The sequence below is a fragment of the Heterorhizobium halophytocola genome, from assembly GCF_017873095.1.
GTDB classification, from domain to species: Bacteria; Pseudomonadota; Alphaproteobacteria; order Rhizobiales; family Rhizobiaceae; genus Allorhizobium; species Allorhizobium halophytocola.
Genome location: NZ_JAGGJU010000003.1, coordinates 226812 through 253129, shown reverse-complemented (window position 1 = coordinate 253129; position 26318 = coordinate 226812). Strand labels below are relative to the sequence as shown.

General features: G+C 63.5%; 24 protein-coding genes and 4 tRNA genes. 10 read left to right on the top strand and 18 right to left on the bottom strand.

Features of this window, described 5'->3' with window-relative positions:
• Positions 1-237: 237 nt before the first annotated feature.
• Positions 238-480: a DUF6894 family protein gene (locus J2Z17_RS06705; RefSeq protein ID WP_209943382.1), complete on the bottom strand. Its 243-nt coding sequence runs from the start codon at positions 478-480 to the stop codon at positions 238-240.
• A gap of 228 nt (positions 481-708) precedes the next feature.
• Positions 709-1608 (bottom strand): LysR family transcriptional regulator, encoded by a 900-nt coding sequence (locus J2Z17_RS06700; RefSeq protein WP_209943381.1) that lies wholly within the window; start codon positions 1606-1608, stop codon positions 709-711.
• A 277-nt stretch (positions 1609-1885) separates the two neighbouring features.
• Between J2Z17_RS06700 and J2Z17_RS06695 the strand changes: the two genes are divergently transcribed.
• Entirely contained in the window at positions 1886-3049 is a 1164-nt protein-coding gene (locus J2Z17_RS06695; RefSeq protein ID WP_209943380.1) for a mandelate racemase/muconate lactonizing enzyme family protein, read from the top strand.
• 279 nt (positions 3050-3328) lie between these two features.
• Here the strand turns inward: J2Z17_RS06695 and J2Z17_RS06690 are convergent.
• The 5 genes from J2Z17_RS06690 to J2Z17_RS06670 all read right to left on the bottom strand — a co-directional run bounded on the left by J2Z17_RS06690 (position 3329) and on the right by J2Z17_RS06670 (position 5152).
• A tRNA-Arg gene (locus tag J2Z17_RS06690) sits at positions 3329-3405 on the bottom strand.
• Positions 3406-3482: 77 nt separating this feature from the next.
• Positions 3483-3788, bottom strand: a complete 306-nt coding sequence (locus J2Z17_RS06685) for an ETC complex I subunit (protein WP_209943379.1) — start codon at positions 3786-3788, stop codon at positions 3483-3485.
• A 98-nt stretch (positions 3789-3886) separates the two neighbouring features.
• Positions 3887-3963 (bottom strand) — tRNA-Pro (locus J2Z17_RS06680).
• Positions 3964-4062: 99 nt separating this feature from the next.
• Positions 4063-4542 carry a DUF192 domain-containing protein gene (locus J2Z17_RS06675; RefSeq protein ID WP_209943378.1) on the bottom strand — a complete coding sequence of 160 codons (480 nt, stop codon included), beginning with the start codon at positions 4540-4542 and terminating at the stop codon, positions 4063-4065.
• Positions 4543-4573: 31 nt separating this feature from the next.
• Complete coding sequence (locus J2Z17_RS06670) at positions 4574-5152, bottom strand: cold-shock protein (RefSeq protein WP_209943377.1); 579 nt, start codon at positions 5150-5152, stop codon at positions 4574-4576.
• 191 nt (positions 5153-5343) lie between these two features.
• Here J2Z17_RS06670 and gloA point away from each other — a divergent pair, with 191 nt between their 5' ends.
• The 4 genes from gloA (at position 5344) to J2Z17_RS06650 (ending at position 7711) form a co-directional block, all read left to right on the top strand.
• Positions 5344-5784 carry a lactoylglutathione lyase gene (gene gloA / locus J2Z17_RS06665; protein WP_209943376.1) on the top strand — a complete coding sequence of 147 codons (441 nt, stop codon included), beginning with the start codon at positions 5344-5346 and terminating at the stop codon, positions 5782-5784.
• A gap of 116 nt (positions 5785-5900) precedes the next feature.
• A complete protein-coding gene (locus J2Z17_RS06660; protein WP_209943374.1) occupies positions 5901-6437 on the top strand; it encodes a hypothetical protein in 537 nt (178 codons plus the stop codon).
• Between the two features lie 209 nt (positions 6438-6646).
• A tRNA-Glu gene (locus J2Z17_RS06655) sits at positions 6647-6721 on the top strand.
• Positions 6722-6892: 171 nt separating this feature from the next.
• The gene (locus J2Z17_RS06650) at positions 6893-7711 is read left to right on the top strand and encodes a sugar phosphate isomerase/epimerase family protein (RefSeq protein ID WP_209943372.1); all 819 of its coding nucleotides are present in this window, start codon (positions 6893-6895) and stop codon (positions 7709-7711) included.
• A 72-nt stretch (positions 7712-7783) separates the two neighbouring features.
• Here the strand turns inward: J2Z17_RS06650 and J2Z17_RS06645 are convergent, their stop codons facing one another.
• The 3 genes from J2Z17_RS06645 to J2Z17_RS06635 all read right to left on the bottom strand — a co-directional run bounded on the left by J2Z17_RS06645 (position 7784) and on the right by J2Z17_RS06635 (position 11288).
• On the bottom strand, positions 7784-8698 hold the full coding sequence (locus J2Z17_RS06645; protein ID WP_342454383.1) for a methylenetetrahydrofolate reductase: 915 nt from the start codon (positions 8696-8698) through the stop codon (positions 7784-7786).
• 317 nt (positions 8699-9015) lie between these two features.
• Complete coding sequence (gene ligM, locus J2Z17_RS06640) at positions 9016-10425, bottom strand: vanillate/3-O-methylgallate O-demethylase (RefSeq protein ID WP_209943370.1); 1410 nt, start codon at positions 10423-10425, stop codon at positions 9016-9018.
• A gap of 122 nt (positions 10426-10547) precedes the next feature.
• Positions 10548-11288 (bottom strand): GntR family transcriptional regulator, encoded by a 741-nt coding sequence (locus J2Z17_RS06635; RefSeq protein ID WP_209943368.1) that lies wholly within the window; start codon positions 11286-11288, stop codon positions 10548-10550.
• Positions 11289-11675: 387 nt separating this feature from the next.
• Between J2Z17_RS06635 and J2Z17_RS06630 the strand changes: the two genes are divergently transcribed.
• Positions 11676-11750, top strand: a tRNA-Glu gene (locus tag J2Z17_RS06630).
• Positions 11751-11848: 98 nt separating this feature from the next.
• On the opposite strand, the gene recJ is transcribed toward J2Z17_RS06630, so the two are convergent.
• The 5 genes from recJ to J2Z17_RS06605 all read right to left on the bottom strand — a co-directional run bounded on the left by recJ (position 11849) and on the right by J2Z17_RS06605 (position 17451).
• On the bottom strand, positions 11849-13651 hold the full coding sequence (gene recJ, locus J2Z17_RS06625; protein WP_209943366.1) for a single-stranded-DNA-specific exonuclease RecJ: 1803 nt from the start codon (positions 13649-13651) through the stop codon (positions 11849-11851).
• 143 nt (positions 13652-13794) lie between these two features.
• A complete protein-coding gene (locus J2Z17_RS06620) occupies positions 13795-13995 on the bottom strand; it encodes a hypothetical protein (RefSeq protein WP_209943364.1) in 201 nt (66 codons plus the stop codon).
• Positions 13996-14205: 210 nt separating this feature from the next.
• Positions 14206-15528, bottom strand: coding sequence for a homoserine dehydrogenase (locus tag J2Z17_RS06615; RefSeq protein WP_209943362.1), 1323 nt, complete (start codon positions 15526-15528; stop codon positions 14206-14208).
• 73 nt (positions 15529-15601) lie between these two features.
• Positions 15602-16819, bottom strand: coding sequence for an LL-diaminopimelate aminotransferase (locus J2Z17_RS06610; protein WP_209943361.1), 1218 nt, complete (start codon positions 16817-16819; stop codon positions 15602-15604).
• Positions 16820-17034: 215 nt separating this feature from the next.
• Complete coding sequence (locus J2Z17_RS06605) at positions 17035-17451, bottom strand: hypothetical protein (protein WP_209943360.1); 417 nt, start codon at positions 17449-17451, stop codon at positions 17035-17037.
• A gap of 138 nt (positions 17452-17589) precedes the next feature.
• On the opposite strand from J2Z17_RS06605, the gene J2Z17_RS06600 reads away from it, so the two are divergent.
• The 4 genes from J2Z17_RS06600 to radC all read left to right on the top strand — a co-directional run bounded on the left by J2Z17_RS06600 (position 17590) and on the right by radC (position 21946).
• Positions 17590-19449 carry a PHA/PHB synthase family protein gene (locus J2Z17_RS06600; protein ID WP_209943359.1) on the top strand — a complete coding sequence of 620 codons (1860 nt, stop codon included), beginning with the start codon at positions 17590-17592 and terminating at the stop codon, positions 19447-19449.
• A gap of 66 nt (positions 19450-19515) precedes the next feature.
• A complete protein-coding gene (gene sfsA, locus J2Z17_RS06595) occupies positions 19516-20244 on the top strand; it encodes a DNA/RNA nuclease SfsA (RefSeq protein ID WP_209943358.1) in 729 nt (242 codons plus the stop codon).
• A 25-nt stretch (positions 20245-20269) separates the two neighbouring features.
• On the top strand, positions 20270-21106 hold the full coding sequence (gene map / locus J2Z17_RS06590) for a type I methionyl aminopeptidase (RefSeq protein WP_209943357.1): 837 nt from the start codon (positions 20270-20272) through the stop codon (positions 21104-21106).
• 3 nt (positions 21107-21109) lie between these two features.
• Complete coding sequence (gene radC, locus J2Z17_RS06585) at positions 21110-21946, top strand: RadC family protein (protein ID WP_209943356.1); 837 nt, start codon at positions 21110-21112, stop codon at positions 21944-21946.
• Positions 21947-21957: 11 nt separating this feature from the next.
• On the opposite strand, the gene recQ is transcribed toward radC, so the two are convergent.
• The 3 genes from recQ to J2Z17_RS06570 all read right to left on the bottom strand — a co-directional run bounded on the left by recQ (position 21958) and on the right by J2Z17_RS06570 (position 26085).
• Positions 21958-23820 carry a DNA helicase RecQ gene (recQ, locus tag J2Z17_RS06580; protein ID WP_209943355.1) on the bottom strand — a complete coding sequence of 621 codons (1863 nt, stop codon included), beginning with the start codon at positions 23818-23820 and terminating at the stop codon, positions 21958-21960.
• Positions 23821-23921: 101 nt separating this feature from the next.
• Positions 23922-25274 (bottom strand): aspartate aminotransferase family protein, encoded by a 1353-nt coding sequence (locus J2Z17_RS06575; RefSeq protein ID WP_209943353.1) that lies wholly within the window; start codon positions 25272-25274, stop codon positions 23922-23924.
• A 76-nt stretch (positions 25275-25350) separates the two neighbouring features.
• Complete coding sequence (locus J2Z17_RS06570; protein WP_209943351.1) at positions 25351-26085, bottom strand: SDR family NAD(P)-dependent oxidoreductase; 735 nt, start codon at positions 26083-26085, stop codon at positions 25351-25353.
• Positions 26086-26318: the final 233 nt, after the last annotated feature.

The following is a 26318-nucleotide window of genomic DNA, read 5'->3' as shown; positions in this document are numbered from 1 at the left end:
GTCAGGCCCTGGCCAGGCGGGCCCCTGAGGGAGGGCGCCACACCGCAATGCCGCGCATGGCATGCCTTTTTAGCAAATGCGTACCAAAAGCGCGCTATCCGCCCTCGCCAGACGCCGGCATTGCCGCACAGAATGGGCCCGCAAGCAAGGAGGCGACTTGCTTCCCCACCTGCCCCGCGACTGGTCTCCAGGCGGGGCATTTTTTTGGGGGCCCTGCCTCGTCCTACCGGGCAAGGCTCAATTCAGGGCGGGACTGTAGCGCTCCATATTGAAGGTGAATGTCAGCCGCGCAAGCGGCGCGCCCCATTCGTCGGACAATTCGATCGAGGAATGGTCCGGCAGATCGTAGCTGCGGGCGAGGAAGATCCGAAGCGCCCCCATCGCCGCGTCGATCGCCGCGCCGTTGCTATCCTCGTCGAACCGGTCCGTCGCCAGAACCGTATTTTTGCCATCAACAATATTGAACTGATACAGGGCCATCGGCTGTCTACGCTCCTCGTATGATCACATCATTGCTTCCATGATTACGAGTTTCCATTTTCAGCGGATCACAACAATCCCAAGATTCCGGGAATAAAATGACAGTGGCCGCAAGCTTTCGGTAAGTTTGTAGTTGTATGCAGGCTGGCTTACCTACATTTTTATTGGTTTGATCGGCAAATTGATAGTATGCGGTGTACGGCTCTCCTTGCGTCGCCACGCTCACATTCAGGGCAGGACCTGCTCCCAAAAGGCTTCAGCCATATCCGACATACGCGAGCGCGGCCTGATCAGAACGATCCTGACATCGACAGACCAGTCGTCGGAGCCGGCGGCATCCGCAAGCCGACCGCCCGCGCTTAGCTGATCGGCGGCGAGGCTTCTTGGAATCCAGGCGACACCCTTGCCGTCTTCGGCAAGCGCCTTCAGCGCCATGGCAAGATGCGATGTGAAGACCGTCTGCGCATGCAGACCTTCGCCGCGCTCCGACAGGCATGAGGCCAGGATCCGCCCCATTCCGGATTTCTCTTCGAATGCCAGCCTTGGGACCGGCGCATCCGCCGTGCCCGGCAGCCGATAAAGCGCTTTGCCAGCCTCGTCCCTGCCGGTGACCGGGATCAGCCGGTCACTCGACAGTTCGACATGCCTGTAATGCTCCGCCTCCAGGCCCATGGGGCTGTCAGCATGGTAGTGGCACAGCAGGAATTGCGCGCGCCCCTCCTGCATGATCCTCTCGCATTCGTTCATATTGTCGGAGAGCAGACGGATCGGCAGCGTCCATGTCGTCGAGCCCAGCTGCTGGATCCAGCGCGGGAAAAACACGAAGGACAGGGCGTGCGTGGCCGCAAAAGTCACCGTGGACGCTGTCGCGCTGATATGTTCGAGGTCGCGTTGCGCACGCGCCAGACGCGCAGCCACGTCTTGCGCTGCCGCCAGCATCGTCTCGCCGGCCGGCGTCAGGCAAAGCCGGTGCGTCGAACGGTCGACCAACGCGCTGCCGCACCAGGCTTCGAGCGACCGGATCCGGCGGCCGAAAGCCGGCTGCGTCACGTTCCGCCGCTCGGCGGCCCGTGAAAAATTGAGCGTTTCGGCCAGCGCCTGGAGGTCCGCCAGCCAAGCCGTGTCCATGATCAACTCCAATCCCGATTTGTCCATGCCAAAGAGGCATAGGGTAGAGCAGCAAGGCGGGTCTCTTCAACCGCTATGCGCCGCACGCAGCTGGATTTGGGAGAAACGGCTATGCCGATCAGGCACTGATACAATCCCGATCGGCATTGGACCATACCGGATATCCCTCCTAGGATTGTCCTCGGTGGCGCTTTCCTGCCACGTTCGTTGGTCCAGGATTGCCACCCTGCAGGTCGGCTGCAGTCCCCCTTTATTCGAACAAAGACCGGAGCCCTCCATGCGCATCATCGATGTCCGCGAAGTGACAAAGCCGATCGCCTCGCCCATTCGCAACGCCTATATCGATTTCTCGAAGATGACCGCCAGCCTGGTTGCCGTCGTGACGGATGTGGTCAGGGATGGTCGCCGGGTCGTCGGCTATGGCTTCAACTCGAACGGCCGCTACGGCCCGGGCGGGCTTATCCGCGAACGCTTCCGGGACCGTATCCTCGAGGCCGAACCGGCAGGCCTGATGAACGATGCCGGCACCAGTCTCGATCCGCACAGGATCTGGGCTGCGATGATGCAGAACGAGAAGCCCGGCGGTCATGGCGAGCGCTCGGTCGCCGTCGGCACCATCGACATGGCTATATGGGATGCCGTCGCCAAGATCGAGGGCAAGCCGCTGTTTCGCCTGCTTGCCGAAAGGGAGCAGCGCGAAGCCGACCCCAGGGTCTTCGTCTATGCCGCCGGCGGCTATTATTACCCGGGCAAGGACAATGGCGCGCTGCGCAAGGAGATGCGCAGCTATCTCGACCGCGGCTACACGGTGGTGAAGATGAAGATCGGCGGCGCGTCGATCGAGGACGATCGCGGCCGCATCGAATCGGTGCTTGAGGAAATCGGCTCCGAAGCCAGACTTGCCGTCGACGCGAATGGCCGCTTCGACCTCGAAACCGGCATCGCCTATGCCAAGATGCTGCGCGACTATCCTCTGTTCTGGTACGAGGAAATCGGCGACCCGCTGGATTACGCGCTGCAGGCCGCGATCTCGGAATTCTACGACGCGCCGATGGCGACCGGCGAGAACCTGTTCTCGCATCAGGATGCCCGCAATCTCCTGCGTTATGGCGGCATGCGCGCCGACCGCGACTTCCTGCAGTTCGACTGTGCGCTTTCCTACGGCCTGGTGGAATATCTGCGCACGCTCGACATACTGCGCCAGTTCGGCTGGTCACGGTCGCGCTGCATTCCCCACGGCGGCCATCAGATGTCGCTCAACATCGCAGCCGGCCTCGGCCTTGGCGGCAACGAGAGCTATCCCGACCTGTTCCAGCCCTATGGCGGCTTTCCCGACACCGTGAAGGTGATCGACGGCCACATCACCATGCCCGAACTGCCCGGCATCGGCTTCGAAGGCAAATCAGACCTCATCAAGGTGATGCGCGCACTGGCGGATTGAGCAGCCGAGCAGCCCGGCCCCGTCAGGTTTCGCGGGCCGCGCCTGTTCCAAGGGAAAATCCACGCCGGCGCAATCTGACAAAAACTGCCCTAACCCCGTCGCGACCCTGCAGCTTCGCGTCCGCGCCTTTGCGCCATGTTTTTGCGACGGTCTTTTTCCCGAGGCCGGGGCGGATCTCGTAAGACATATTCCAGCCTCGGCACCTCTGGCAAAGTTCAGGCGCACCCTATTCCCCGAGCAATCGCACCTTGAATGAAATCAACATGTTAAGGGTAGGATTGGCGACCCCTGCAGGATTCGAACCTGCGACCGTCGGCTTAGAAGGCCGGTGCTCTATCCAGCTGAGCTAAGGGGCCTTTCTCAAGGCTGTGGCATCTGAAGCGTCCGGCGGCTGGCAGCGGACGATTGCCGACTGGGCGCGGAAAGCCGGGCCTCAGTGCGTCCAGGGTTGCTGGCGCGTATAGCGGAAATTGTCGGTATAGGAGACGTTCTGCCGGTTGGGCTCCTTGGGCGCCACGACCCGGTATTCGATCCCGTTGCGCATGGCATAGGCTTCCGCCAGTTCCTGGGTCTCGAAGGTGAGCTTGACCTGCTGCAGCGTGTCGACCGAACTGGTATACCCCATGATCGGGTCGATCTTGCGCGGCTGCGACTGGTCGAACTCCAGAACCCAAAGATGCGTCTTGGCCTTGCCCGACTGCATGGCGGTCTTTGCTGGGCGATAGATCTTGGCAGACATCAGCTCTCAAGCTCCCATAAGCAGATAAAGGGTTACCGTGCCCCGCCGATATCAAGGCCTGCCCGTCCGGTCGCTTCCCTGCGGAAGAAACAGAACGATGGTCGGAGTGGAGAGATTCGAACTCCCGACCCTCTGGTCCCAAACCAGATGCGCTACCAGGCTGCGCTACACTCCGTGCCTTGCTATCCCCGTGGCAATACACGGTTCATATAGGGGCCGCAACCTTAAAAAAAGCCTATCCCGTTCCAAACAGACAACATTTTCGCTGTCGATTTCAGGGATGCTGCAAGGCAGCACCGCCGAGCCTGTCGCCGACCTTGATGCCGAGTTCCTTTGCCCGCCCACCCCTGATCTCGACGACATAGAGCACGTCGCCGCCCGAGCTGATCAGGTCCTCGGAAAACGGCGTGGTCATCGCGGCGATCCGGGTGATCCGGCCCGTCTTGTCGGCAAACAGCATGTCGAGTGGCTTCGGCGTGTCATGCATCCACATGGTGACCAGTCGCGGCGCACCGAAATCGAAGAGCATGCCCGCATCCGGATCCAGCGTATCCCGCTCCATCAGCCCGCGCTCGCGCTCCTGCGCCGTGCGGGCCACTTCGACGGTAAAGGCATGGGTCTTGCCGGAGGCCATCTCGACGGTCAGCGCCCGGGTGGCAAGCTCTGCCCTGGCCGCGACGGCCAAGGCCGAAAACAGCACCCCACACAGCAAAAAGAGCGCAACAGATGCGCTCCTGAAGGAAAAACGGACCATGATCGGTTCTCTGATAAGCAAGGGACACCCGTCAATGGGATCGGGCAGCGGGACCGGGTGTATCTGGATGAATCTCGGCCGCCATCAGGCCCTTTTCCCCGTCGCCATAGCGCACCAGCACCGTCTGTCCGGGGCGAAGCTCGGTGAGGCCGAAGCGGCGCAGGGTTTCCATATGGACGAAGATGTCCTCGGTGCCCTCGCCGCGCGTCAGGAAGCCGAAGCCCTTGGTGCGGTTGAACCACTTGACCAGCGCCCGTTCCAGCCCGCTGGTCGGCGTGACCTGGACATGGGTGCGCACCGGCGGCATCTGCGAGGGGTGGATGGCGGTGGACTGGTCCATCGACAGAATGCGGAAGGCCTGGAAGCCGCGATCACGTTTCTGCACGAGAGCAACGATGCGGGTGCCTTCCAGAATGGTCTGGTAGCCGTCGCGGCGAAGACAGGTGACGTGAAGAAGGACATCCTGCATCCCTTTGTCGGGGATGATGAATCCGAACCCCTTGGCCACATCGAACCATTTCACGACGCCCGTGATCTCGACAAGATCAAGGTTGTCGCCGGACAAGTTCTCGATACTCTCGAGATCTTTCGATGATAGCCTTTCCGCCATTTCCCTCAGCCCCTCGATAACGCGTCACTCATAACAGTTAACTGATTCTTGCAAAACAGATTAACATTTCAGTAACGGGTGGTTGCAAGCCCTAGTTTCCAAAGTTTCCTGTTTGCTTGTTTATGCACTGCCGGCCTTGCTCGAACCTGTGCTGTGGGCCATATGCTGGGGCCATCAACCAGGAGGCAATCATGCGTTATCTACACACCATGGTCCGCGTAAAGGACATCGACAGCTCGCTGCGTTTCTACTGCGAGCTCTTCGGACTGGAAGAGGTTCGCCGGATCGAAAACGAGAAGGGCCGCTTCACCCTGATCTTCCTTGCCGCCCCGCAGGACAAGCACGCCGCAGAGGCGGACCAGGCACCCTGCCTCGAACTCACCTACAACTGGGATCCGGAGGATTATACCGGAGGCCGCAATTTTGGCCACCTCGCATATGAGGTCGACGACATTTATGCGATCTGCCAGAAGCTGATGGACAATGGCGTGACGATCAACCGCCCGCCGCGCGACGGCCACATGGCTTTCGTGCGCTCCCCGGACGGCATCTCGATCGAAATCCTGCAAAAGGGCGAGAGCCTGTCGCCGCAGGAACCCTGGACATCGATGGCCAATACCGGCGCCTGGTAAGACCCTTTACGCCCCGCGCAAGCTTCAGCCCCGATACTGGAGACTGAACAGACCAGGGCATCCCGGCCACCTGCACAGGTATCGCCGGGATGTCTTGCTTGCACGAGGACGGCCCCATGACCCCTGCCCTTCACCGGATTGCCATCGGCCTTGCAGCCGTCTGCCTCGTTTCGGGGACACTCACGGGCTGCAAGACGGCCGGCGAACTGCTGGCGGTCAACACGGCGGGCAAGGGCAAGGCGGCAAAGACCGCAGATGCAGCCGTCGACGGATACAGTGATCCCCGCGTTATGGTGCTGAGCGACGATGCGCGGATCGCCGGCACGAATGCGACGATCGACACTGCCGACGACATGCCGGCAGGACATCCGGCCGGCACCGGTCAGGCCACCGCGCTGAATTCGGCTCCGGCCGATCTCGGCGAATTGACGACCCAGCCGACCGGCGTATCCGCCTATCAGTCGAGCATCTTTGCCGCGGCTCCCCAGCCGGCAATAGAGACGCCCGGCGGACGGGAAACCCAGGCGAGCCTGATGCCTGTCGGCATGCCGCATTATGGCTATAATGCCGCGAGCGCCAGCCTGTTCAGCGCCCGCCGCCCGGTCGTGGCAGCCGCCGCCGACACCGGCGCAGGGATGGATGACGGACTTTAGACGCGCCGGAGGCCACAAGGCATGACGGACGGCGAAACCACCGGCGCCCGGGCTTTATCACTTCCTTAAGAATTTCGACCAACCGCCTGAAAATAGTTGGTGTTTTCGCTCATCCACAGGCTCGCGACAAGCGTGACATATTTTTCAAAATTTCGTCATTTTGCGCTTGCGAGAACCGCAACCCCTGACTATAAGACCGCTCAGCGCACGCGCCCTTCGTCTATCGGTTAGGACGCCAGATTTTCATTCTGGAAAGAGGGGTTCGACTCCCCTAGGGCGTGCCACTCTCTCCCTTTTAAACAAATCCGTTTTCCGCCGTCGTGACGTCCGTCACCGCCGGCGTTTGCCCACAGGCGCGGACATGCGCCTGTCATGCTGCCTTGTCATGCTCGGGGCCACCGATCACACCGCCTCGCGATCGGCCCACCCCATTCTCGCCCAAGGAGCAAGACCAGATGACCGATCTTCCGATCGTCGGCGCCGCTTTGACGCTGGACAGCCTCGACACCCACCGCGACTGGCTGATCGAGCGGCAGCGTGACCTTGAATTGCAGGACTTTATCGACGCCGAGATTCTTGACGGTGACTGGCATCCTTTGGTCACACGGTTGCGCGCGCTGCTCGACGGCTATCAGGGCCGGATGGGCATCCACGGGCCCTTCTGGGGTTTCACCATCGCCAGCGAGGATCCGGATATACGCGCCGTCGTTACAAAACGGCTGCTGCAGGGGCTTGAGGTCTGCGAGGCGCTCGCAGCGACCCATATGGTGGTGCATAGCCCGTTCACCACCTGGTCCTACACCAACATGACGAAGGATCCCGGCGCTTTCGAGGACGTGATCGAGCGGTGCCACATGACGCTGGCCGAGGCGGTGCGCCGGGCCGAATCGATCGGCTGCAACCTGGTCCTGGAGAACATCGAGGACCGGGATCCGGCCCACCGGACCCTGCTTGCCAATTCCTTCGGCTCGGAAGCGGTCTCGGTGTCGCTCGACACGGGCCATGCCCACTGCGCCCACATCTCGCATGGCGCGCCGCCGGTCGACTACTATGTGCGGATCGCCGGCAATCGCCTCCGGCATGTGCACCTGCAGGATGTCGACGGCTATGCGGACCGTCACTGGTCGCTCGGCGAAGGCAATATCCGCTGGCATTCGGTGTTCGAGGCGATAGCCGATCTGCAGTCCGAACCGCGGCTGATCCTCGAACTGCGCGACCACGACCGCATCCGCGATTCGGCCGCCTATCTGGCAGATCTCGGCCTGGCGCAGTAGCGCCACGCCTGATCAAGGCAACCGGTGGCCGGCGCCTTGTGCGCCCGCCTCACTGAACCCGCCGCTTGAGCGTCAGGCGCTCTGCGGCAAGGTTTCGCCGGTCCGAGCATTGGCCCATTCGGCCGCAGCACTTATCCCGCCGAGCGGGAAGAAATGCACCTGTTCGATCAGGCTGTCTTCCTGCGCCACATGATCGGCCAGCGCCGACAGCACATCCGTCGGTTCATAGGGCAACATCAGCTTGGTGATGTCCATCGCCCGCTTCTGCAGCACCTTCAGCGAGGGACCGACGCCGCAGGCGATCGCATATTTCAGCAGCGTCTGCAGCTTGGCCGAGCCGGCGACGCCGATATGCACCGGCATGGTGATGCCGGCCGCGCGCAAGCGCCGATCCCAGGCGATGATCGTCTCGGCGTCGAAGGCAAACTGCGTCGTGATGGCCATCGCCGCATCGGTGCTTTTGCTATAACGCTGCTTCCAGGTCAGCGCATCGTCGACGAGCCTTGTCGTTCCGTCGAGGTCGATGTCGCGATTGCCTTCCGGATGGCCGGCGACATGCAGCCGCTGAAAGCCATAGCGGTCGAAGAGCCCTGTCTCGATCATCTCGATCGAGCTTGTCAGCATGCCGGCCGGGCTGCGGCTGCCGCCACCGAGCAGCAGCGCCTGGTCGACGCCCGCTTCGTCACGGTAGCGCTTCAGCCATAATTCGAGTTCGCCGGCGTCACGGATGCTGCGTGCCGGCAGATGCGGCATGACCGGGAAGCCCTCGCCCGCGATGCGCACCGCGGTTGCCACCATGTCGTCGATCGGCGTTCCGTCGATATGGGCGATATAGACCCGGGTGCCGGCCGGCAGCAAATGGCGAAAGTCCTCCACTTTCGCGGCAGTGCGCGGCATCACCTCGATCGAATAACCCCGGATCAGCTCTGCCATTTGCGGCGCGACCGGCGCCTCGGCCGGCTGGCTGTCCATCAATGTCCTGAACACATTCCGCAAGGCGGCCTCCTGTTTGCCCCATGGCGCCGAAGCGCGCACTCCTGCCTTCCAAAACGTCGAACGCGACCCGGCACCCGGGTTTTCACCCCGTTACAGAGCATGCCGGGAACCCCTGGCCGTTCGACAGCCCGATCTTCCAGAGGAATACGACGCCGCGCGTGCCAAACCGCGCCGTTCGATGTCGCGCAGTTGACGGCAACGACCATGCGCGCCCGTCAATCGTCAGCACGACCGGGATTGCGCGGGCCGCCAATGGGCGGCCCGCTCTCGCATCAGCATCCGGCAATAGCCGGCGATGACCGCCGCCGTCAGCCGGCCTTGCGGGTGCGCCAGCTGTCGGCGTAGTTTTCGCGGGCCTCGCTGGCATAGGGGGTCGGCGCCACCCGGACCTTGATTTCGGCCTGGCGGTGCTTCTCGGTGGAGGTCTTCTGCGTCGTCTCCGGCTCGCCCCAGACGAGGGTCAGCACATCGCCGACCTCGACATCGTGATTGACGACACCGAGCGACAGGACGCAGCGTTCGTTGAACGAATAGCCGTTGAACATCGACATGCCGACCATCTGGCCGTCGCGCATGATCATGTCGGCGCTGGTCGAGGCATAGTTCGGCTGCGGGAAGTCGATCCACTTGTAGGGCGTGCCGTCCTCGAAGGCCGAGGCGATCACCTTCAGCACGTCGTCGCGATTCCACTCGAAGGTCACCTTCTTGCGGCTCGCCTTGCCCTTCATCTCCTGGAGCGCCTGCTTGCCGACGAAATCGTCCTTCTTCCAGCCGATATAGAAGTCGTAGCCGAGCTCGAAGGGGGTGACGTAATAGTCCTCGATATTGTCGGAGACGAAGGAGCCGCCGATGGCACCGCTGGCCTCGTAGCTGTCGGCACCCAACCACTGACGATAGTCGGCCAACATGCCGTCACCGGTATAGATGCCGGGCAGCGGCGACGGGATCCAGCCCGATTCGAGCGTATTGGTCGAATAGGCGCGCGCGCCGCATTGGACCAGATCGACGCCGGCATCCTTCGCCGCCTGCATGATGCAGGCATGGATATAGGACTTGTCGGCATAGGGGCCCCAGATTTCCAGCCCCGGCGCGCCCGACATGCCATGGCGCAGTGCCTGCACCTTTTTCGACCCGACATTGATCGGCTCGACGTGGAAGAACTTGATGTCGGGGATCGGTCCGCCGTTCATCTTCTCGAAGATCTTCGGCGCTTCCGGTCCCTGGATCTGGAAGCGGTAATGGGTCCGCTGGACGCGCTCTCCGTCGGGCCGCGACGGCGAACGGGGATCGTGGCGGATGCGTACATTCCACTTGCCATAGGCGGCGCAGAACTGCAGCCAGTTGGAGTTCGGCGCCCGGCCGACGAGAATGAACTTGTCCTCACGCTCGCGGAAGATGATGTGGTCGCCGATCACGTGGCCGGCCGGCGTCACGGGCACGAAATGCTTGGCGCGGTTGAGCGAGAAATTCGAAAACGCGTTGATACCGTGATAGCTTAGAAACGCTTCGGCCTGCGGCCCTTCGACGATCAACTCGTCCATGTGGTGGGACTGGTCGAACAGGACCGCGCTGTCGCGCCAGGCGCGCTGCTCGTCGCGCCAATTGGTGAACTCCGGCGCCACCACCGGGTATACATACATGCCGGTTTTCGAATTCCGCAACATCTCCACGACATTGCCGGATTCCTGGATAAGACCTTCTAGGCTGGTAGCTGACATGATGACTCCTCCCAAAATCCGTCAGTTAATGTATACATTCTTGATCAAGAGACCGGTAGGCGCAAGGGATTTTTTCGCAACCGGGACGGTAAATCCGTCATCGCGATGCAAATGCTGGAGGGTCAGTCCCTGAACACCAGCGCTAGGCTCGGGACGCGCTCCAGGATTTTTCGGTCGCCGGCCATCAGCACGCTTTCGAGATTGACCCGGGTCGCCCGGGCATGCTCGCGCGCCAGAGCCTCGGCCCTTGCACCTTCGCGCCCGGCTATCGCCTGGACGATCGCCTTGTGTTCGGCATGGGCGACATGCAGCGAGCGGGTGAAGGCCATGTCATCGGCCCGCTCGGGCACGAAGGCGGATGGCGAGGCGAAAGGCAGCCGGGCGGCGCGTTCGATCTCCCTGGCGATCACGTCGCTTTGCGGAAGCCTGGCCAGCTCATCGTGAAAGGCCGCATTCATTTCGGCATAGCGCTCGAAATCGATGTCGGCATGGCCGCTGCCGAAGCAGTCGTCGACCGCGGCCACGATCTCCAGCATCCGGTTCAGCCTCGGGCCCTCTATGCCGCGCTCGGCCGCCAGCCGTGCCGCCGTTCCCTCCAGCACGCCACGCAGCTCGATCGCGTCGATGACATCGGCGAGCGTGAACCGGCGGACGATGAAGCCGCCGCTGCGGCCGCGCTCCAGCAATCCCTCTTCCGCCAGCCGCGACAAGGCGTCCCGCAAGGGGGTGCGCGAAATCTCCAGCTCTTCGGCGAGCGGCACCTCCAGCAGGCGGGTCCCCCCGACCAGTTCGCCCGAGAGAATCTTCTTTCGCAACTCGATGACACTGCGGGTCGCGTGCGTCTTTCCAGGCGCTTCCATCATCCCCACTCCCCCCAAATATTAATGCGACCTGTGATTGAACCCTTGGAATCGCACTATCAATGCATGAATCGCCCACACCATGCCAGCCACTTTTCATATAGTGACATGCCGCAGCGGCGTTGAATCCCCTACATTGTGTACATCGACCGGGCAAAGTCTCAACCACCAAGGCCGCGAAGGCCCGTCTGCGACCTGCCGCAAGAGTGTCGCATCAAGGCTGCCGGCGCCATCCTGTTTCGCCACGGAAAAAGGCGCCGGCCGGACCGGCCCATGAGTACCAGCGGACGCTCCGGCGCCGGCTTTGCGCGGCCGCAAAATCTTTTCGAAACAACGTCATTTTCCGCTTGCCGGACTTCCGATGCCTGACTATAAGGGCGCCCACAGCACGCGCCCTTCGTCTATCGGTTAGGACGCCAGATTTTCATTCTGGAAAGAGGGGTTCGACTCCCCTAGGGCGTGCCACTGTCGATCCTCATGACAATTTGAAGCCCGATGCCCGGATAATGGCGCTGACGCGTTTTACTCGCGCATATCGCCGGCCCTCGCCCACTCTGCAGACGTCAGAACGCCTTGGCGGCGTCCGTCACGCGCAACTGCACCCGACGCGATCCCTGCCAGACATCGGCACTCAACGACCCCGCGACATGCAGCTGCTCGCCGCGTGCATTCAAAAGCAGGTGGCCGAGGGGCGTTTCGGCCGCGCGAAAGGCAATGCCGTCGAGCCGCTTGCCGTCCTGCCCTTCCAGCGTGATCTTGACATGGGTGGTGCCGACCGGCCGCGCATCCTTCAACCGGTGCGCCGGCAGGGCGAAGACCGGCTGCGAATGGCCGGCACCATAGGGGCCGGCGGTTTCCAGCATGTCGATCAGCTCGAGCCCGGCCCCGGAGGCGCCCAGCGCCCCGTCGATCTTCAGCGTGCTGGTGGAGACGAGATCCATGACCTGACGCGCCGCCTGCTCGTCGAAAAACGCCCTGAGCACGCCGAGTTTCTTGCGGTCGACGGTGAGGCCCGCCGCCATGGCATGGCCGCCGCCCTTGACCAGCAGCCCCTCGTCGACGGCCGCGCGGACCATGCGGCCGAGATCGAAGCCGGCAATCGAGCGGCCGGAGCCAGCCCCCTTGCCGTTCGGATCGAAGGCAATGGCAAAGGCCGGCCGCTGGAATTTCTCCTTCAACCGGGCGGCCAGCAGGCCGACGATGCCCGGATGCCAGCCCTCCCGCGCCGTGACGATCACGGCGGCGCCATCGCCGGTCCCGTATTCCGCCAGTGCCTCGGCCTCGGCCTCGGCCAGCATGACCGTCTCCATCGCCTGCCGCTCTCGGTTCAGTTCGTCGAGACGTGCGGCGATCTCGTCGGCCTTGGCGCCATCATCGACGGTCAGCAGGCGGCTGCCGAGCGCCGCGTCGCCGATCCGCCCGCCGGCATTGATTCGCGGTCCGACGAGAAAACCGAAGTGGTAAGGTGTCACGGGCCCGCCGATGCCGGCCACCTTCAGCAGCGCGGCAAGGCCGGCATTCTGCTGGTGGCGGGCGGCAATCAGCCCCTTGACCACATAGGCGCGGTTGAGGCCCTTCAGCGGCACCACGTCGCAGACGGTCGCCAGCGCCACCAGATCGAGCAGCGATAGCAGATCGAGGCTGCCGACCCGCATGTCGCCCTGCTCGCGCAATTTCCGCACGGTGGCGACCAGAACGAGATAGACGACGCCTGCCGCGCAAAGATGCCCCTGCCCCGACAGATCGTCCTCCCGGTTCGGATTGACCAGCGCCAGGCAGGGCGGCAGTTCATGGCCCATCTGGTGATGATCGATGACAAGCACCGGCACACCGCGATCGGCGGCGGTCTGCAAGGCCTCGTGGCTGGTCGAACCACAATCGACGGTCACGATCAGCTGCGCGCCGCGTTCGATCAATTGCTCGATCGCCGCCGGATTCGGGCCGTAGCCTTCGAAGATACGGTCGGGAATGTAGATTTCCGCCTCAAGGCCGAAATGGGTGAGAAAGCGGTACATCAGCGCCGAGGATGCGGCGCCGTCGACATCGTAGTCGCCGAAGATCGCCACGCGCTCCCCTTTGGCGACCGCCTTCGCCAGCCGGTCGGCCGCGGCATCGCAATCGGTCAGCGTCGAGGGGTCGGGCATGAGGCCACGCAGGGTCGGATCGAGAAATGCGACGGCCTCGTCGACAGCGACGCCGCGCCCGGCCAGCACCCGCGCCACCAGTTCCGGCAGACCATGCAGCTGGCTCATTGCCAGCGCCCGGTTCTGCCCCGCCTGATCGATCCGCGAAATCCACCGCTTGCCCGTCACCGACCGCTCTACGCCCAGAAAGGCGCGCGGGACCGGATCGACTTCCTGCTCCATGCCTGCTCGTCTCCGTATGCCCCTCTTCTTTGACAGAGCCGGCATGCGAAGGAAAGCCCGGGCATGACGGCCCGCGCCATCGATCGTGACGTCGTCGCCACCTGCAACAGATCGCGGCGCCGATGACCGGCCGGTTCAGCCGGTTACAGGAACAGCGAGGCCGCCACGACGAACGGGGCGGCCAGAACGGTGCCGAAGACGATGATGACAGTCCAGTTGCGGCCCGGCGCGATCCTGCTGCCGTCGAAGAGATAGCCGCGATGTCCGAGATATCCGATGCTCATGCGCGTATCGGCCGCACGCCTCAGCGGCACGGACGACCGCCGCCCCATGTGTTCAATCATTGAAGGCACCTCCCAATACCTTAGATGATCGCGGGAGGTTACTCCATCTCTGCGGTATTGACGACGAAATTCGCGACCGGCTGCGCGGTCATCCAAGGTTTCGCGCAATTTCGCCAGTATAGGTTCCGTCTCGCTGACGGAGACGCTCCGCAATACCGCGGCAGCCGGCACCCACCGGGCGCCGGATGCCGGTCGAGGCGTGAGTCGTTCTCAGTTTTCCTTGGGGCGTTCGATGCGGATCACCTGCGGTTCGCGCACCAGGTATCCCTCCTGCTGGATCGCCGCGACCGCCGTGCGGACATCGGCTTCCGTGGTGGCATGGGTGACCAGCACGATGGTCTGCGAGGCATGCGTCTCGCCGCCGTTTTTCGGCCGCTGCACGATCGATTCCAGCGAAATGCGGTTGTCCGCCATCTTCGTCGCGATCGAGGCGAAGACGCCGGTGCGATCCTCGACCGTCAGGCGGATGAAATAACCGCCTTCATGGCTCTTGATCTCGGCCTGGCGATAGGGTTCCAGCAGATGCGCCGGACGGCCGAAGGCCGGAACCTTCTGCTCGCCGGGCCGGCTCTTGGCGATATCGGTAACGTCGCCGAGCACGGCGGACGCCGTGGCATTGCCGCCGGCACCGGGCCCGACCATCAGCAGTTCGCCCAGGATATCCGATTCGATGGCCACCGCATTGGTGACGCCGTCGACCTGCGCGATCACCGAATCCTGCGGCACCATGGTCGGATGGACCCGCTGCTCCACGCCGGTTTCGGTCTTCTGCGCAACGCCGAGCAGCTTGATCCGGTAGCCGAGATCGGCCGCCGCCTGGATATCCTCGATGGTGATGTTGGAAATGCCCTCGAGATAGATGTCGTCGGCGGAAATCTGGTTGCCGAAGGCAAGCGTCGTCAGGATCGCCAGCTTGTGGGCGGTGTCGTTGCCTTCGATGTCGAAGGTCGGATCGGCCTCGGCATAGCCGAGGCGCTGCGCTTCCTTCAGGCAGGCGTCGAAGGTCAGGTTCTCCTTCTCCATCCGCGTCAGGATATAATTGCAGGTGCCGTTCATGATGCCGTAGACGCGGCTGAAGCTGTTGCCGGTGAGGCTCTCGCGCATGGTCTTGATGACCGGGATGCCCCCCGCGACCGCTGCTTCATAGTTCAGCAGCACGCCTTTTTCTTCCGCCAGCAAGGCAAGTTCGACGCCGCAGCGCGCCAGCAGCGCCTTGTTGGCGGTAACCACGTGAATGCCGCGCGACAGTGCCTGCCGGACCGACAGGTCCGCCGGTCCGCTCGCGCCGCCGATCAGTTCGATGAACACGTCGATATCGGCTTCTGCTGCCAGCGTGACGGGATCGTCGAACCATTCGATGCCGCTCACGTCAACGCCGCGGCCGCGGGTGCGGTCCCTGGCCGAAACGGCCTTGATCTCGATTGCGCGGCCGCAGGCAACAGCCAGCGCATTGCCGCGTTGCTGCAGGATGCGAACGAGCGAGGCGCCGACGGTCCCCAGTCCCGCAACGCCGATCTTAAGGGCATCTGCCATGTAGTCTTCCTGATGGTTCTTGGAACTTGGGGCGGCTCCGGCCGGAGCCGCCTTTCGCAATCAGCGCCTGAAATCAACGATGGGCGTTGAGCGAAATCACGTTGTGCAGGGTGTCGTCCGCCGTCGACAGGAAACGCTTCAGATTGCGCGCCGCCTGACGGATGCGATGCTCGTTCTCGACGAGCGCGATGCGGACATAGTCGTCGCCGAGTTCACCGAAGCCGACGCCGGGCGCCACGGCCACGTCCGCCTTCTCGACCAGCAGCTTGGAGAATTCCAGCGAGCCGAGCGCGCGGAATTTTTCCGGGATCTTGGCCCAGGCAAACATCGTGGCCGCCGGCGGCGGAACCTCGAAGCCGGCCTTGCCGAAGCTCTCGACCATGACGTCACGGCGACGCTTGTAGACGCCACGCACTTCGGCAATGTCAGCACCGTCACCGTTGAGCGCATGGGTGGCCGCCACCTGGATCGGCGTGAAGGCGCCGTAGTCGAGATAGGACTTCACCCGCGTCAGTGCCGAAATCAGCCGCTCGTTGCCGACGGCAAAGCCCATGCGCCAGCCGGGCATGGAGAAGGTCTTCGACATCGAGGTGAATTCGACCGCCACATCGATCGCGCCCGGCACTTCCAGCACCGAGGGCGGCGGATCGTCGTTGAAGTAGATTTCCGAATAGGCGAGGTCCGACAGCACGATCAGGTCGTGCTTCTTGGCAAAGGCGATGACGTCCTTGTAGAAGTCGAGGCTCGCCACATGCGCCGTCGGGTTCGACGGGTAATTGAGAATGAGCGCCAGCGGCTTCGGGATCGAGTGGCGCACGGCGCGCTCGAGCGGGCCGAAAAAGGTCTCGTCTGGCTCGACCGTCATCGACCGGATCACGCCACCTGCCATCAGGAAGCCGAAAGCATGGATCGGATAGGTCGGGTTCGGGCAGAGGATGACGTCGCCCGGCGCGGTGATCGCCTGCGCCATGTTGGCGAAGCCCTCCTTCGAGCCCAGCGTGGCGACGACCTGGGTGTCCGGGTTGAGCTTGACGTTGAAGCGGCGCGCATAATAGGCGGCCTGCGCACGACGAAGCCCGGGAATGCCCTTGGACGACGAATAGCGATGGGTGCGCGGGTCCTGGACCACTTCGCACAGCTTGTCGACGATCGCCTTGGGCGTCGGCAGGTCGGGGTTGCCCATGCCGAGGTCGATGATGTCAGCGCCACCCGCTCGCGCCGTTGCCTTCAAACGGTTGACCTGTTCGAAAACGTAAGGCGGCAGACGTCTGACTTTGTGAAATTCTTCCATTTCTTTCCCCGTGGAACGGCGCGGCTACCGGCCGCGTGCGGCGCGTTCGTGCTTGGTTCAAGCGATCCTCGGCCACGAACGTCAAAACCGAAGTATCGCATCTTCCGTGCCTGCTCCCAAGAGCGGAATTGCCGCATCTTCTAGCGTAGCATCCGGCCGTGCGAAAGGCCTCATCTGATGGGTGAATTGCGGCCGTTCGAGGAGACAGGCAATTCCTATTTGCCGATCGCCGCCTCGGTATCGCGGCCGTGATTCGCGGCCAGCTGCTGCAGCGCCAGCATCTGGCGACGATACTCGGCCTCCGACACGCTCCCGGCGCGGCGGGCATGCGACAGCGCATTCATCCGGGCCGACAGGGCGGCGGCCTCCTCGTTGCTCATCTGGCTGTTGGCAGCCGTCAGCGGCGTGGAGAAACTCGGATAGCCGTCAGCGGTGCGCAGCTGCCCCGAAGACATCGGGTCATGGGCTTCCTCGATGGTGACGATCGACGAATCGGCCGTATCGGCTGAAATCGGCTGCACCATCACATCGCGGGCGGAGCAACCGGCGAGCAGCGCCATGGCTGCCAGAACCGTCAGCCGGCGCCCGGAAAGACAGGCGCTGAGAGAGTTGCGGAACTGGTCAGACTGCATGAACGATGACTTTCGGCGCCGGCGGGTCTCCGGCACGGCTGGAAGCCTGAGCCTTGACCCTGTTATTCGGTGAAACATCTAGCTCTTTTGCGCAATGATGTGCAAATATAAAACGATAACAAGACGCCGTGCGGGAGGATGTCAGTGACGGATGCGAGGAGCACCAAGGGAACGACAGGCGCGCAAGGCGCCGGGCCCGGCAAGGAGCAGGAGAGGCTGGATCCCTATGTCGTCAGGGATCCGCAGGCGCTGACAATGAATTTTGCCCGGGCGCTGGAGAATCTCGGAAAAGCCGCCTCCGCGTGGATCGCGCCGCGCGAACGGGGCGAGATCGACGATCCGCTCGCCGATCCGATGAGCCAGCTGGTCAAGTCGCTCGGCAAGGTCGCCGAATACTGGATGGCCAATCCGCAGCGCACCCTTGCGGCCCAATCCATGCTGTTGCAGGAGCTCTATGGCGGGTGGATGCAGAGCATGCAGAAATGGGGCGGCCAGCAGGCAGCAGCCCCGATGCCTGCCCCGAACCATGACAAGCGATTTGCCGACGAGGACTGGCAGAAGAACCCGTTCTTCGATTTCCTGCGCCAGACCTATCTGATCGTCAGCGCCTGGGCCGAGCGCCTGGTGGCGGAAGCCGAGGATCTCGACCCGCATACCCGACACAAGGCGGCCTTCTACGTGCGGCAGATGACGGCGGCCCTGTCGCCGGCCAATTTTGTCGCGACCAATCCGCAGCTGTTTCGCGAACTGGTCTCCACCGACGGCGCCAATCTGGTCAAGGGCATGAAGATGCTGGCCGAGGATCTGGCCGCCGGCCAGGGCAACCTGAAGATCCGCCAGACCGACAGCTCGAAATTCGAGGTCGGCCGCAACATGGCGATGACACCGGGCAAGGTTATCGCGCAAAACGATCTTTGCGAGATCATCCAGTACGAGCCGGCGACCGACACCGTGCTGAAGCGTCCGCTGCTGATCTGCCCGCCCTGGATCAACAAGTTCTACATCCTCGACCTCAACCCGCAGAAAAGCTTCATCAAGTGGTGCGTCGAACAGGGGCACACCGTCTTCGTCATCTCCTGGGTCAATCCGGATGAGCGGCATGCCGACATGGGCTGGGAGGCCTATATCCGCGACGGCATCGATTTCGGCCTGGATACGGTCGAGAAAGTGACGGGCGAGACCGAGGTCAATGCGATCGGCTACTGCGTCGGCGGCACGCTGCTGGCGGCCGCCCTGGCCTTGCATGCCAGGGAAAAGCGCCAGCGCATCGCCAGCGCCACCCTGTTTACCACGCAGGTCGACTTCACCCATGCCGGCGACCTGAAGGTCTTCGTCGACGAGGAACAGCTGGAAGACCTCGACAAGCGGATGAAGACCGCCGGCTATCTCGACGGCTCGAAAATGGCGCAGGCCTTCAACATGCTGCGCGCCTCCGAGCTGATCTGGCCCTATTTCGTCAACAACTACCTGAAGGGCAGCGAGCCGATGCCCTTCGACCTGCTCTACTGGAATTCCGATTCGACCCGCATGGCGGCTGCCAACCACTCCTTCTATCTGCGCAACTGCTATCTCAACAACACGCTGAGCCAAGGCAAGATGGAGCTTGGCGGCAAGACGCTGTCGCTGAAGGACGTGACGATCCCGATCTACAATCTGGCGACCAAGGAAGACCATATCGCGCCGGCCCAATCGGTGTTCCTCGGCTCGAAGGCCTTCGGCGGTGATGTCCGCTATGTGCTGTCCGGGTCGGGCCATATCGCCGGCGTGGTCAATCCGCCCGACAAGAAGAAGTACCAGTTCTGGACCAATGGCGCGCCGGTCGGCGAATTCGAGGACTGGCTGAAGGACGCCAAGGAAACGGCCGGCTCCTGGTGGCCCAACTGGCAAACCTGGATCGAGGCGCAGGACGCCGAGCGCGTGCCCGCGCGCAAGCCGGGCGGCGGCAAGCTGAACGCCATCGGCGATGCGCCCGGCGCCTATGTGCTGGAGCGGGTGTGAGACCTTGGCGGGACGGGTGGTGATCAGGCCCTGCAAGCCGGCGCCCGGATCGGCAAAGGCGCATCCATGATCTTTTCGCCTGCCCTCACTCCGGCGCGGCTTGTCCGCCGCTACAAGCGCTTCCTGTTCGATGCCGTGCTCGATGACGGAACCGGGATTACCGGCTTCTGTCCGAACACAGGCTCGATGCTGGGGCTGACCGATCCGGGATCGCGGATCTGGATGTCGGACCATGCCGGATCGACCCGCAAGCATCGCTATGCGCTCGAACTGGTGGAAGCGCAGGGCACGGTGGTCGGCGTCCATGCCGCACTTGCCAACCGGCTTGCCGAAGAGGCGATCCGGGCGGGCCTCGTCGAGGATCTCGCACGCTACGAGACGATCCGCCGCGAGCAGCGATACGGCCGGAATTCGCGGGTGGATTTCCTGCTGTCGTCGCCCGGTCGGCCGGATGCCTATGTGGAGGTGAAGAACGTCCATTTCACCCGCGCGCCGGGCCTTGCCGAATTCCCGGATACGGTGACGGCCAGAGGCGCCAAGCATCTGGCGGAACTGGGCGAGATGGTCGATGCCGGGCACCGGGCGGTGATGCTTTACCTGATCCAGCGTGGCGACTGCGAAAGGTTTCGCCTGTCGGGCGATCTCGATCCCGCCTATGTCGCCGCCTATCGTTCCGCTGCGGCCCGCGGCGTCGAAGCCTATGCCGTCGATTGCCGGGTCAATGCCGCAGAAATCACGCCTCTCAGACGGATCGGCATGGACGAACCGGCTCTTGCTGCTTTAAGTACGATGTGACGTCCATCCACACGAAGGCATTGCAATGGTCAACTATATCGACGCGGCCACGGCGCCCCCGAAGAATACCGGTGCGATCCGACTTTACGGGCCCGAGGCCTTCGAGGGCATGCGCCAGGCCTGCCAGCTGACGGCACGCTGCCTCGATGCGCTGGCCGACATCGTCAAGCCGGGCGTGACGACCAACGCGATCGACCGTTTCGTCTTCGAATTCGGCGCGGACAATGGCGCATTGCCGGCAACGCTCAATTATCGCGGCTACAAATATTCCGTCTGCACCTCGATCAACCATGTCGTCTGCCACGGCATGCCCGACGACAAGCCGCTGCGCGAAGGCGATATCGTCAATATCGACGTCACCTTCATCCTCAATGGCTGGCACGGCGATTCGAGCCGGATGTATCCGGTCGGCACGGTAAAGCGGGCCGCCGAACGGCTGATGGAAGTCACCTATGAATGCCTGACGCGTGGCATCGCGGCCGTCAGGCCGGGCGCGCGCACCGGCGCCATCGGCGAAGCCATCCAGACCTTTGCAGAGGCGGAGCGCTGCTCGGTGGTGCGCGACTTCTGCGGCCATGGCGTGGGGCAGCTGTTCCATGATTCGCCGAACATCCTGCACTACGGACGCGCCGACGAGGGCCCGGAAATGCGCGAAGGGATGATCTTCACCATCGAGCCGATGATCAATCTCGGCAAGCCGCATGTCAAAGTCCTGTCGGATGGCTGGACCGCCGTCACCCGGGACCGCTCCCTCACCGCCCAATACGAGCACACGGTCGGTGTCACGGCCGATGGCTGCGAGATCTTCACCCTATCGCCCGGTGGCCTCGACAGACCGGGCCTGCCACCGCTGCAAGGATAAGACATGGCGAGACCTCCCCGCGACTTTCCCGAATTCGGCGACACCGATCCCGATCTGGAGCCATCGCAAACGGAGGACGTGACGGAGGCCGCCGACGAGCGCGGCTTTTTCGCCGATCAACCGCACAAGGCGCGCAAGGTCCAGTCGGCGACCGAAAACGCCGGCGGCACCGAACACTACCACGGCCACCGCGACCGCCTGCGCCAGCGCTTCCGCGACAATGGCGATACGGCGCTGGCCGATTACGAGCTCCTGGAACTGCTGCTCTTCCGGCTCATTCCGCGCCGCGACACCAAGCCGATCGCCAAGGCGCTGATCGCCCGCTTCGGCACGCTTGGCGGCGTGATCGGTGCCAAGGCATCGCTTTTGACCGAGATCAGCGGCATCGGCGAGACGGTCGCCGGTGACCTGAAGCTGATCGGCGCCGTCGCCCACCGCATGCTGAAAAGCGAGCTGCAGGGCAAGCAGGTACTGTCCTCCTGGTCCTCGGTGATCGACTACTGTCATGCGGCGATGGCCTATGAAGAGCGCGAACAGTTCCGCATCCTCTTTCTCGACAAGCGCAACGGCCTGATCGCCGACGAGGTGCAGGGCCGTGGCACCGTCGACCATACGCCGGTCTATACCCGCGAGGTGGTCAAGCGGGCGCTGGAGCTGTCATCGACGGCGATCATCCTCGTGCACAACCATCCGAGCGGCGATCCGACCCCGTCGCGCGCCGATATCGAGATGACGAAGATGATCATCGACACCGCCAAGCCGCTCGGCATCACCGTCCACGACCACATCATCATCGGCAAGGACGGCCATGCCAGCCTGAAGGGGCTGCGGCTGATCTGATTCGTCCGGCGCTACCGGCTGTTATCGCGAATGACCTTGAGGAAAGCGTCGCCGTAGCGCTCGAGTTTGGACTGCCCGACGCCGGATATGCCGAGCAGTTCTTCCTCGTCCATCGGGCGCTCGGTGGCAAAGGCAACCAGCGTGGCGTCGTTGAACACCACATAGGGCGGCACCGACAATTCCCTGGCGATTTCCAGCCGCGCCATGCGCAAGGCCTCGAACAGTTCGGCATCGGCCTCGTCCAGCGACGCCTTGGCCATCGACGCGCGGGGCGAGGCCGCCCGCGCCGCCTTGCCCTTGGTCGGGCGGTCGATACGAAACTTCACTTCGCGCTCATGCCGGAAGACCGCGCGGGCGGCCTCGGCATCCAGTTTCAACGCACCATAAGCGGCGTGATCGACGGTCACGAGGCCGGCCGCCAGAAGCTGGCGGTAGACCGATTGCCAGGTCTTGGCCGGCAGATCCTTGCCGGCGCCGAAGACCGGCATGTCGGCATGGCCGAAGCGCCGCGTGCGCTCCGTCTCGTTGCCGAGCAGCACGTCGATCAGATGGCCGGCGCCGAAACGTTCGCCGGTGCGGTAGATGGCGGCCAGGGCCTTGATCGCGGCCTCGGTTCCGTCCCAGGTGTCGACCGGCTTCAGGCAGGTGTCGCAATTGCCGCAATTGCCGGCATGGGATTCGCCGAAATGGGCCAGGATCGCCTGGCGCCGACAACCCGGCGTCTCGCAGATCGCCAGCAGCGCATTCAGCTTGGCCCGCTCCACCCGCTTGATCTCGTCTGTTGACTTGCCGTCGTCGATCATCCGGCCGCGCTGGATCACATCGGCCATGCCATAGGCCATCCAGACATCGGAGGGCAGCCCGTCACGCCCCGCCCTGCCCGTCTCCTGGTAATAGGCCTCGACCGAGCCCGGCAGGTCGAGATGGGCGACATAGCGCACATTCGGCTTGTCGATACCCATGCCGAAGGCGACGGTCGCGACCAGGCAGAGGTCCTCTTCCTTCAGGAAGGCACCCTGGTGGGCATCACGCTTCTGGCGGTCCATGCCGGCATGGTATGGCAGCGCGCGAATGCCCTGCTTGTCCAGCCATTCGGCTGTGTCCTCGACCTTGGCGCGCGACAGGCAGTAGACGATACCGCTTTCGCCCTTGTGGCCGGACAGGAAGCGCAACAGCTGCTGGCGCGGCTGGTCGCGCTCGACGATCTCGTAGGCGATATTCGGCCGGTCGAAGGAGGTGGTGAACACCTCGGCCCCGCCAAGCCCCAGCCGCTCGATGATGTCGTCGCGGGTATGCGGATCTGCGGTCGCGGTCAGCGCCAGCCGCGGCACGCCCGGATAGTCTTCGGCAAGCCGCCCCAGTTCGCGGTATTCCGGGCGGAAATCATGGCCCCACTGAGAGACGCAATGCGCCTCGTCGATGGCAAACAGCGCGATCCTGGCATTGCCGATCGTGTCGCGGAAGCCAGGGGTGACGATGCGCTCGGGCGTCACGTAGAGAAGATCGAGCTCGCCGTCCGCGATCGCCCGGCGAATGTCGAGAAACTCCTCGCGGGTCAGCGTCGAGTTCAGCGCGGCCGCCCGCACGCCGAGCTGTTTCAGCGCCTCGACCTGATCGCGCATCAGGGCGATCAGCGGCGAGACGACGATGCCGACGCCATCGCGGCAAAGAGCGGGGATCTGGAAGCAGAGCGACTTGCCGGCACCGGTCGGAAACAGCACGACGGCGTCGCCGCCCGCCACCACCTGCTCGACCACTGCTGCCTGTTTGCCGCGAAAGGCCGGATAGCCATAGACCTCGTTCAACACCGCAAGCGGGTTCTTCACCCCTTTGCGGTCAAAAACAGGATCGATACGGTCTTGCAACTGCGGCATGGAATCGCTTTCGTGGAAAGAGCCGCATCTATGGCACGGAATGCGGCTCTCTTTCGACCCTGACGCCGGCAATCCGCCGGTTTGTTGCCCTGCCTGACCTATCAGCCGCGAGCAGCGGCCGCCGCGTCGAGACCCTTGCCGACGCCGGCGAACATGTCGTCGATCTGCTCGCCCGTGATGATCAGCGGCGGGCAGAAGCAGATCGATTCGCCGATATTGCGGGTGATGACGCCCGCATCCTGGACGGCCGCCTGCACGGCGGTCGCCGCATCCCCGCTGGCCGTTCCCGCCCAGGGCTTGATCTCCAGCGCCCCCAGCAAGCCGACGCCGCGCGACGAGGCGACCAGCGGATGCCCGGCCAGCTTGGCAAGCCCGTCGAGAAACTGTCCTTCCAGCCGCTGCACATTGCCGACCAGGTCGCGCTCCAGGATGATCTTGACGTTTTCCAGGCCGACGGCGGTGGCGACCGGGTGGCCGGATGCCGTGTAGCCATGCCCGAACGACCCGATCCGGTCCGACTCGTCTGCGATCGGCTGGTAGAACTTGTCGTTCAGCAGGATCGCCGACAACGGCATGTAGGACGACGAGATCTGCTTGGAGAGCACCAGCGCATCCGGGGCGATGCCGAAGCGTTCGCAGGCAAACAGGGTGCCGGTGCGGCCAAAGCCGCAGATGACCTCGTCGACCACCAGGAGGATGTCGTATTGCTTCAGGATGGCCTGCACGCCCGCCCAATAGCCGGCTGGCGGCACCAGAACGCCGCCGGCGCCCATTACCGGTTCGCCCCAGAAGGCGGCGACAGTTTCGGGGCCCTCGCGCAGGATCAGGTCCTCCAGATCCTTCAGCATGCGGGCGGTGAAATCGGCTTCGCTTTCGCCGTCTTCGCCGAAATGGACGAAGGACGGGCAGGACGTGTGCAGCATCCGGTCCAGCGGCAGGTCGAAGCTTTCGTGGTTGCGCGGCAGGCCGGTGATCGAGGCCGAGGCGATGGTGACGCCGTGATAGCCCTTGATCCGGCCGATGATCTTCTTCTTGTCCTTCTGCCCCAGCGCATTCGACCGGTACCAGACCATCTTGGCGACGAGATCGTTGGCCTCGGAGCCCGACGAGGTGAAATGCACCTTGGACATCGGCACCGGCGCCAGCTGGATCAGCATTTCGGCGAGGTCGACCGAGGGTCCATGCGTCTTGTAGGCGAAGGTGTGATAATAGGGCAGCTTCTCCATTTGCGCCTTGGCGACTTCGGCCAGACGTTTTTCGCCGAAGCCGAGTGCCACCGACCAGAGACCGGCAAGACCCTCGATATAGCGCTTGCCGCTGCTGTCGAAGACATAGATGCCCTCGCCGCGCTCGATCACCAGTCCGCCGGATTTCTCGTATTTGCGCAGATTGACGTTGGGATGCATCTGATAGGCGATGTCGCGGCCTTCGGTGGAATTCGGCATGACGGTCATGGTGCTGCTCCTCTGCTGCAAAGGCGGGAAATGGAAACGGATTCAGGCGGCCGCGCGGCCGAGGACATGGCCCGGCTCAGACATGCTGGCCGCCATTGATGTGGATCTGGGCGCCGTTGATGTACGAGGACGGGCCGGAGCAGAGGAAGAAGATGGTCTCGGCCACCTCCTGCGTCGTTCCAAGCCGGCCGAGCGGAACCTCGGCCGCGACCAGATCATCTGTTCCCGGCGACAGGATCGCGGTGTCGATCTCCCCCGGCGCGATGGCGTTGGAGCGGATGCCGAGAGGGCCGAATTCATGGGCGAGTTCGCGGGTCAGCGACGCGAGCCCGGCCTTGGAGGCGGCATAGGCAACGCCGGCGAAGGGGTGGACGCGCGAACCGGCAATCGAGGTGACGTTGACGATCGAGCCCTTGGCCGCCTGCAATTGCGGCATCAGCGCTCGCGCCAGCAGCGCAATGGACACCAGATTGACATTAAGCACATGCGTCCAGGTGGCAGCATCCGTCTCCCTGACCCCGAGCCGGGCGCCGTCGGAGCCCTTGGGCGAGATGCCGGCATTGTTGACCAAGGCTGCAAGCTTGCCGTCCGGCAGGCGCGAGCGGACCTCTTCGGCCAGGTCGTCAATGCTGGAGAGATCGCCGAGATCGGCCTGGATATGGCTTTCCCGGGCCGTCGGCCAGCGGCATTCCTCGGAAAACGGCTGGCGGGAGACGGTCAGGATGCGCCAGCCATGCGCCTGAAACAGCTTGACCGTCGCATGGCCTATGCCGCGGCTGGCTCCGGTTAGAAGCATATAAGGAATTGCCATCGTGTCTCAGTTCCCTTTCATGCCCTCGCCTCTCCGGCATATATCGGGATATCGAGGGACGTCCAGCGGTTTTCCGCGGAGGCCTCTCCCGCGCTCCGGGGCCGCCGCGGCGCGCGGCCGGCGGTGCAGCAATTCTTGCCGTCATCGCCTTTCTCATGTCTTGCCGCAGTGCGATAACGAAACAGTTAGACTGAGGCGCTATTCTGGCGCCGGACGAGCGGCCACGGCGCGGC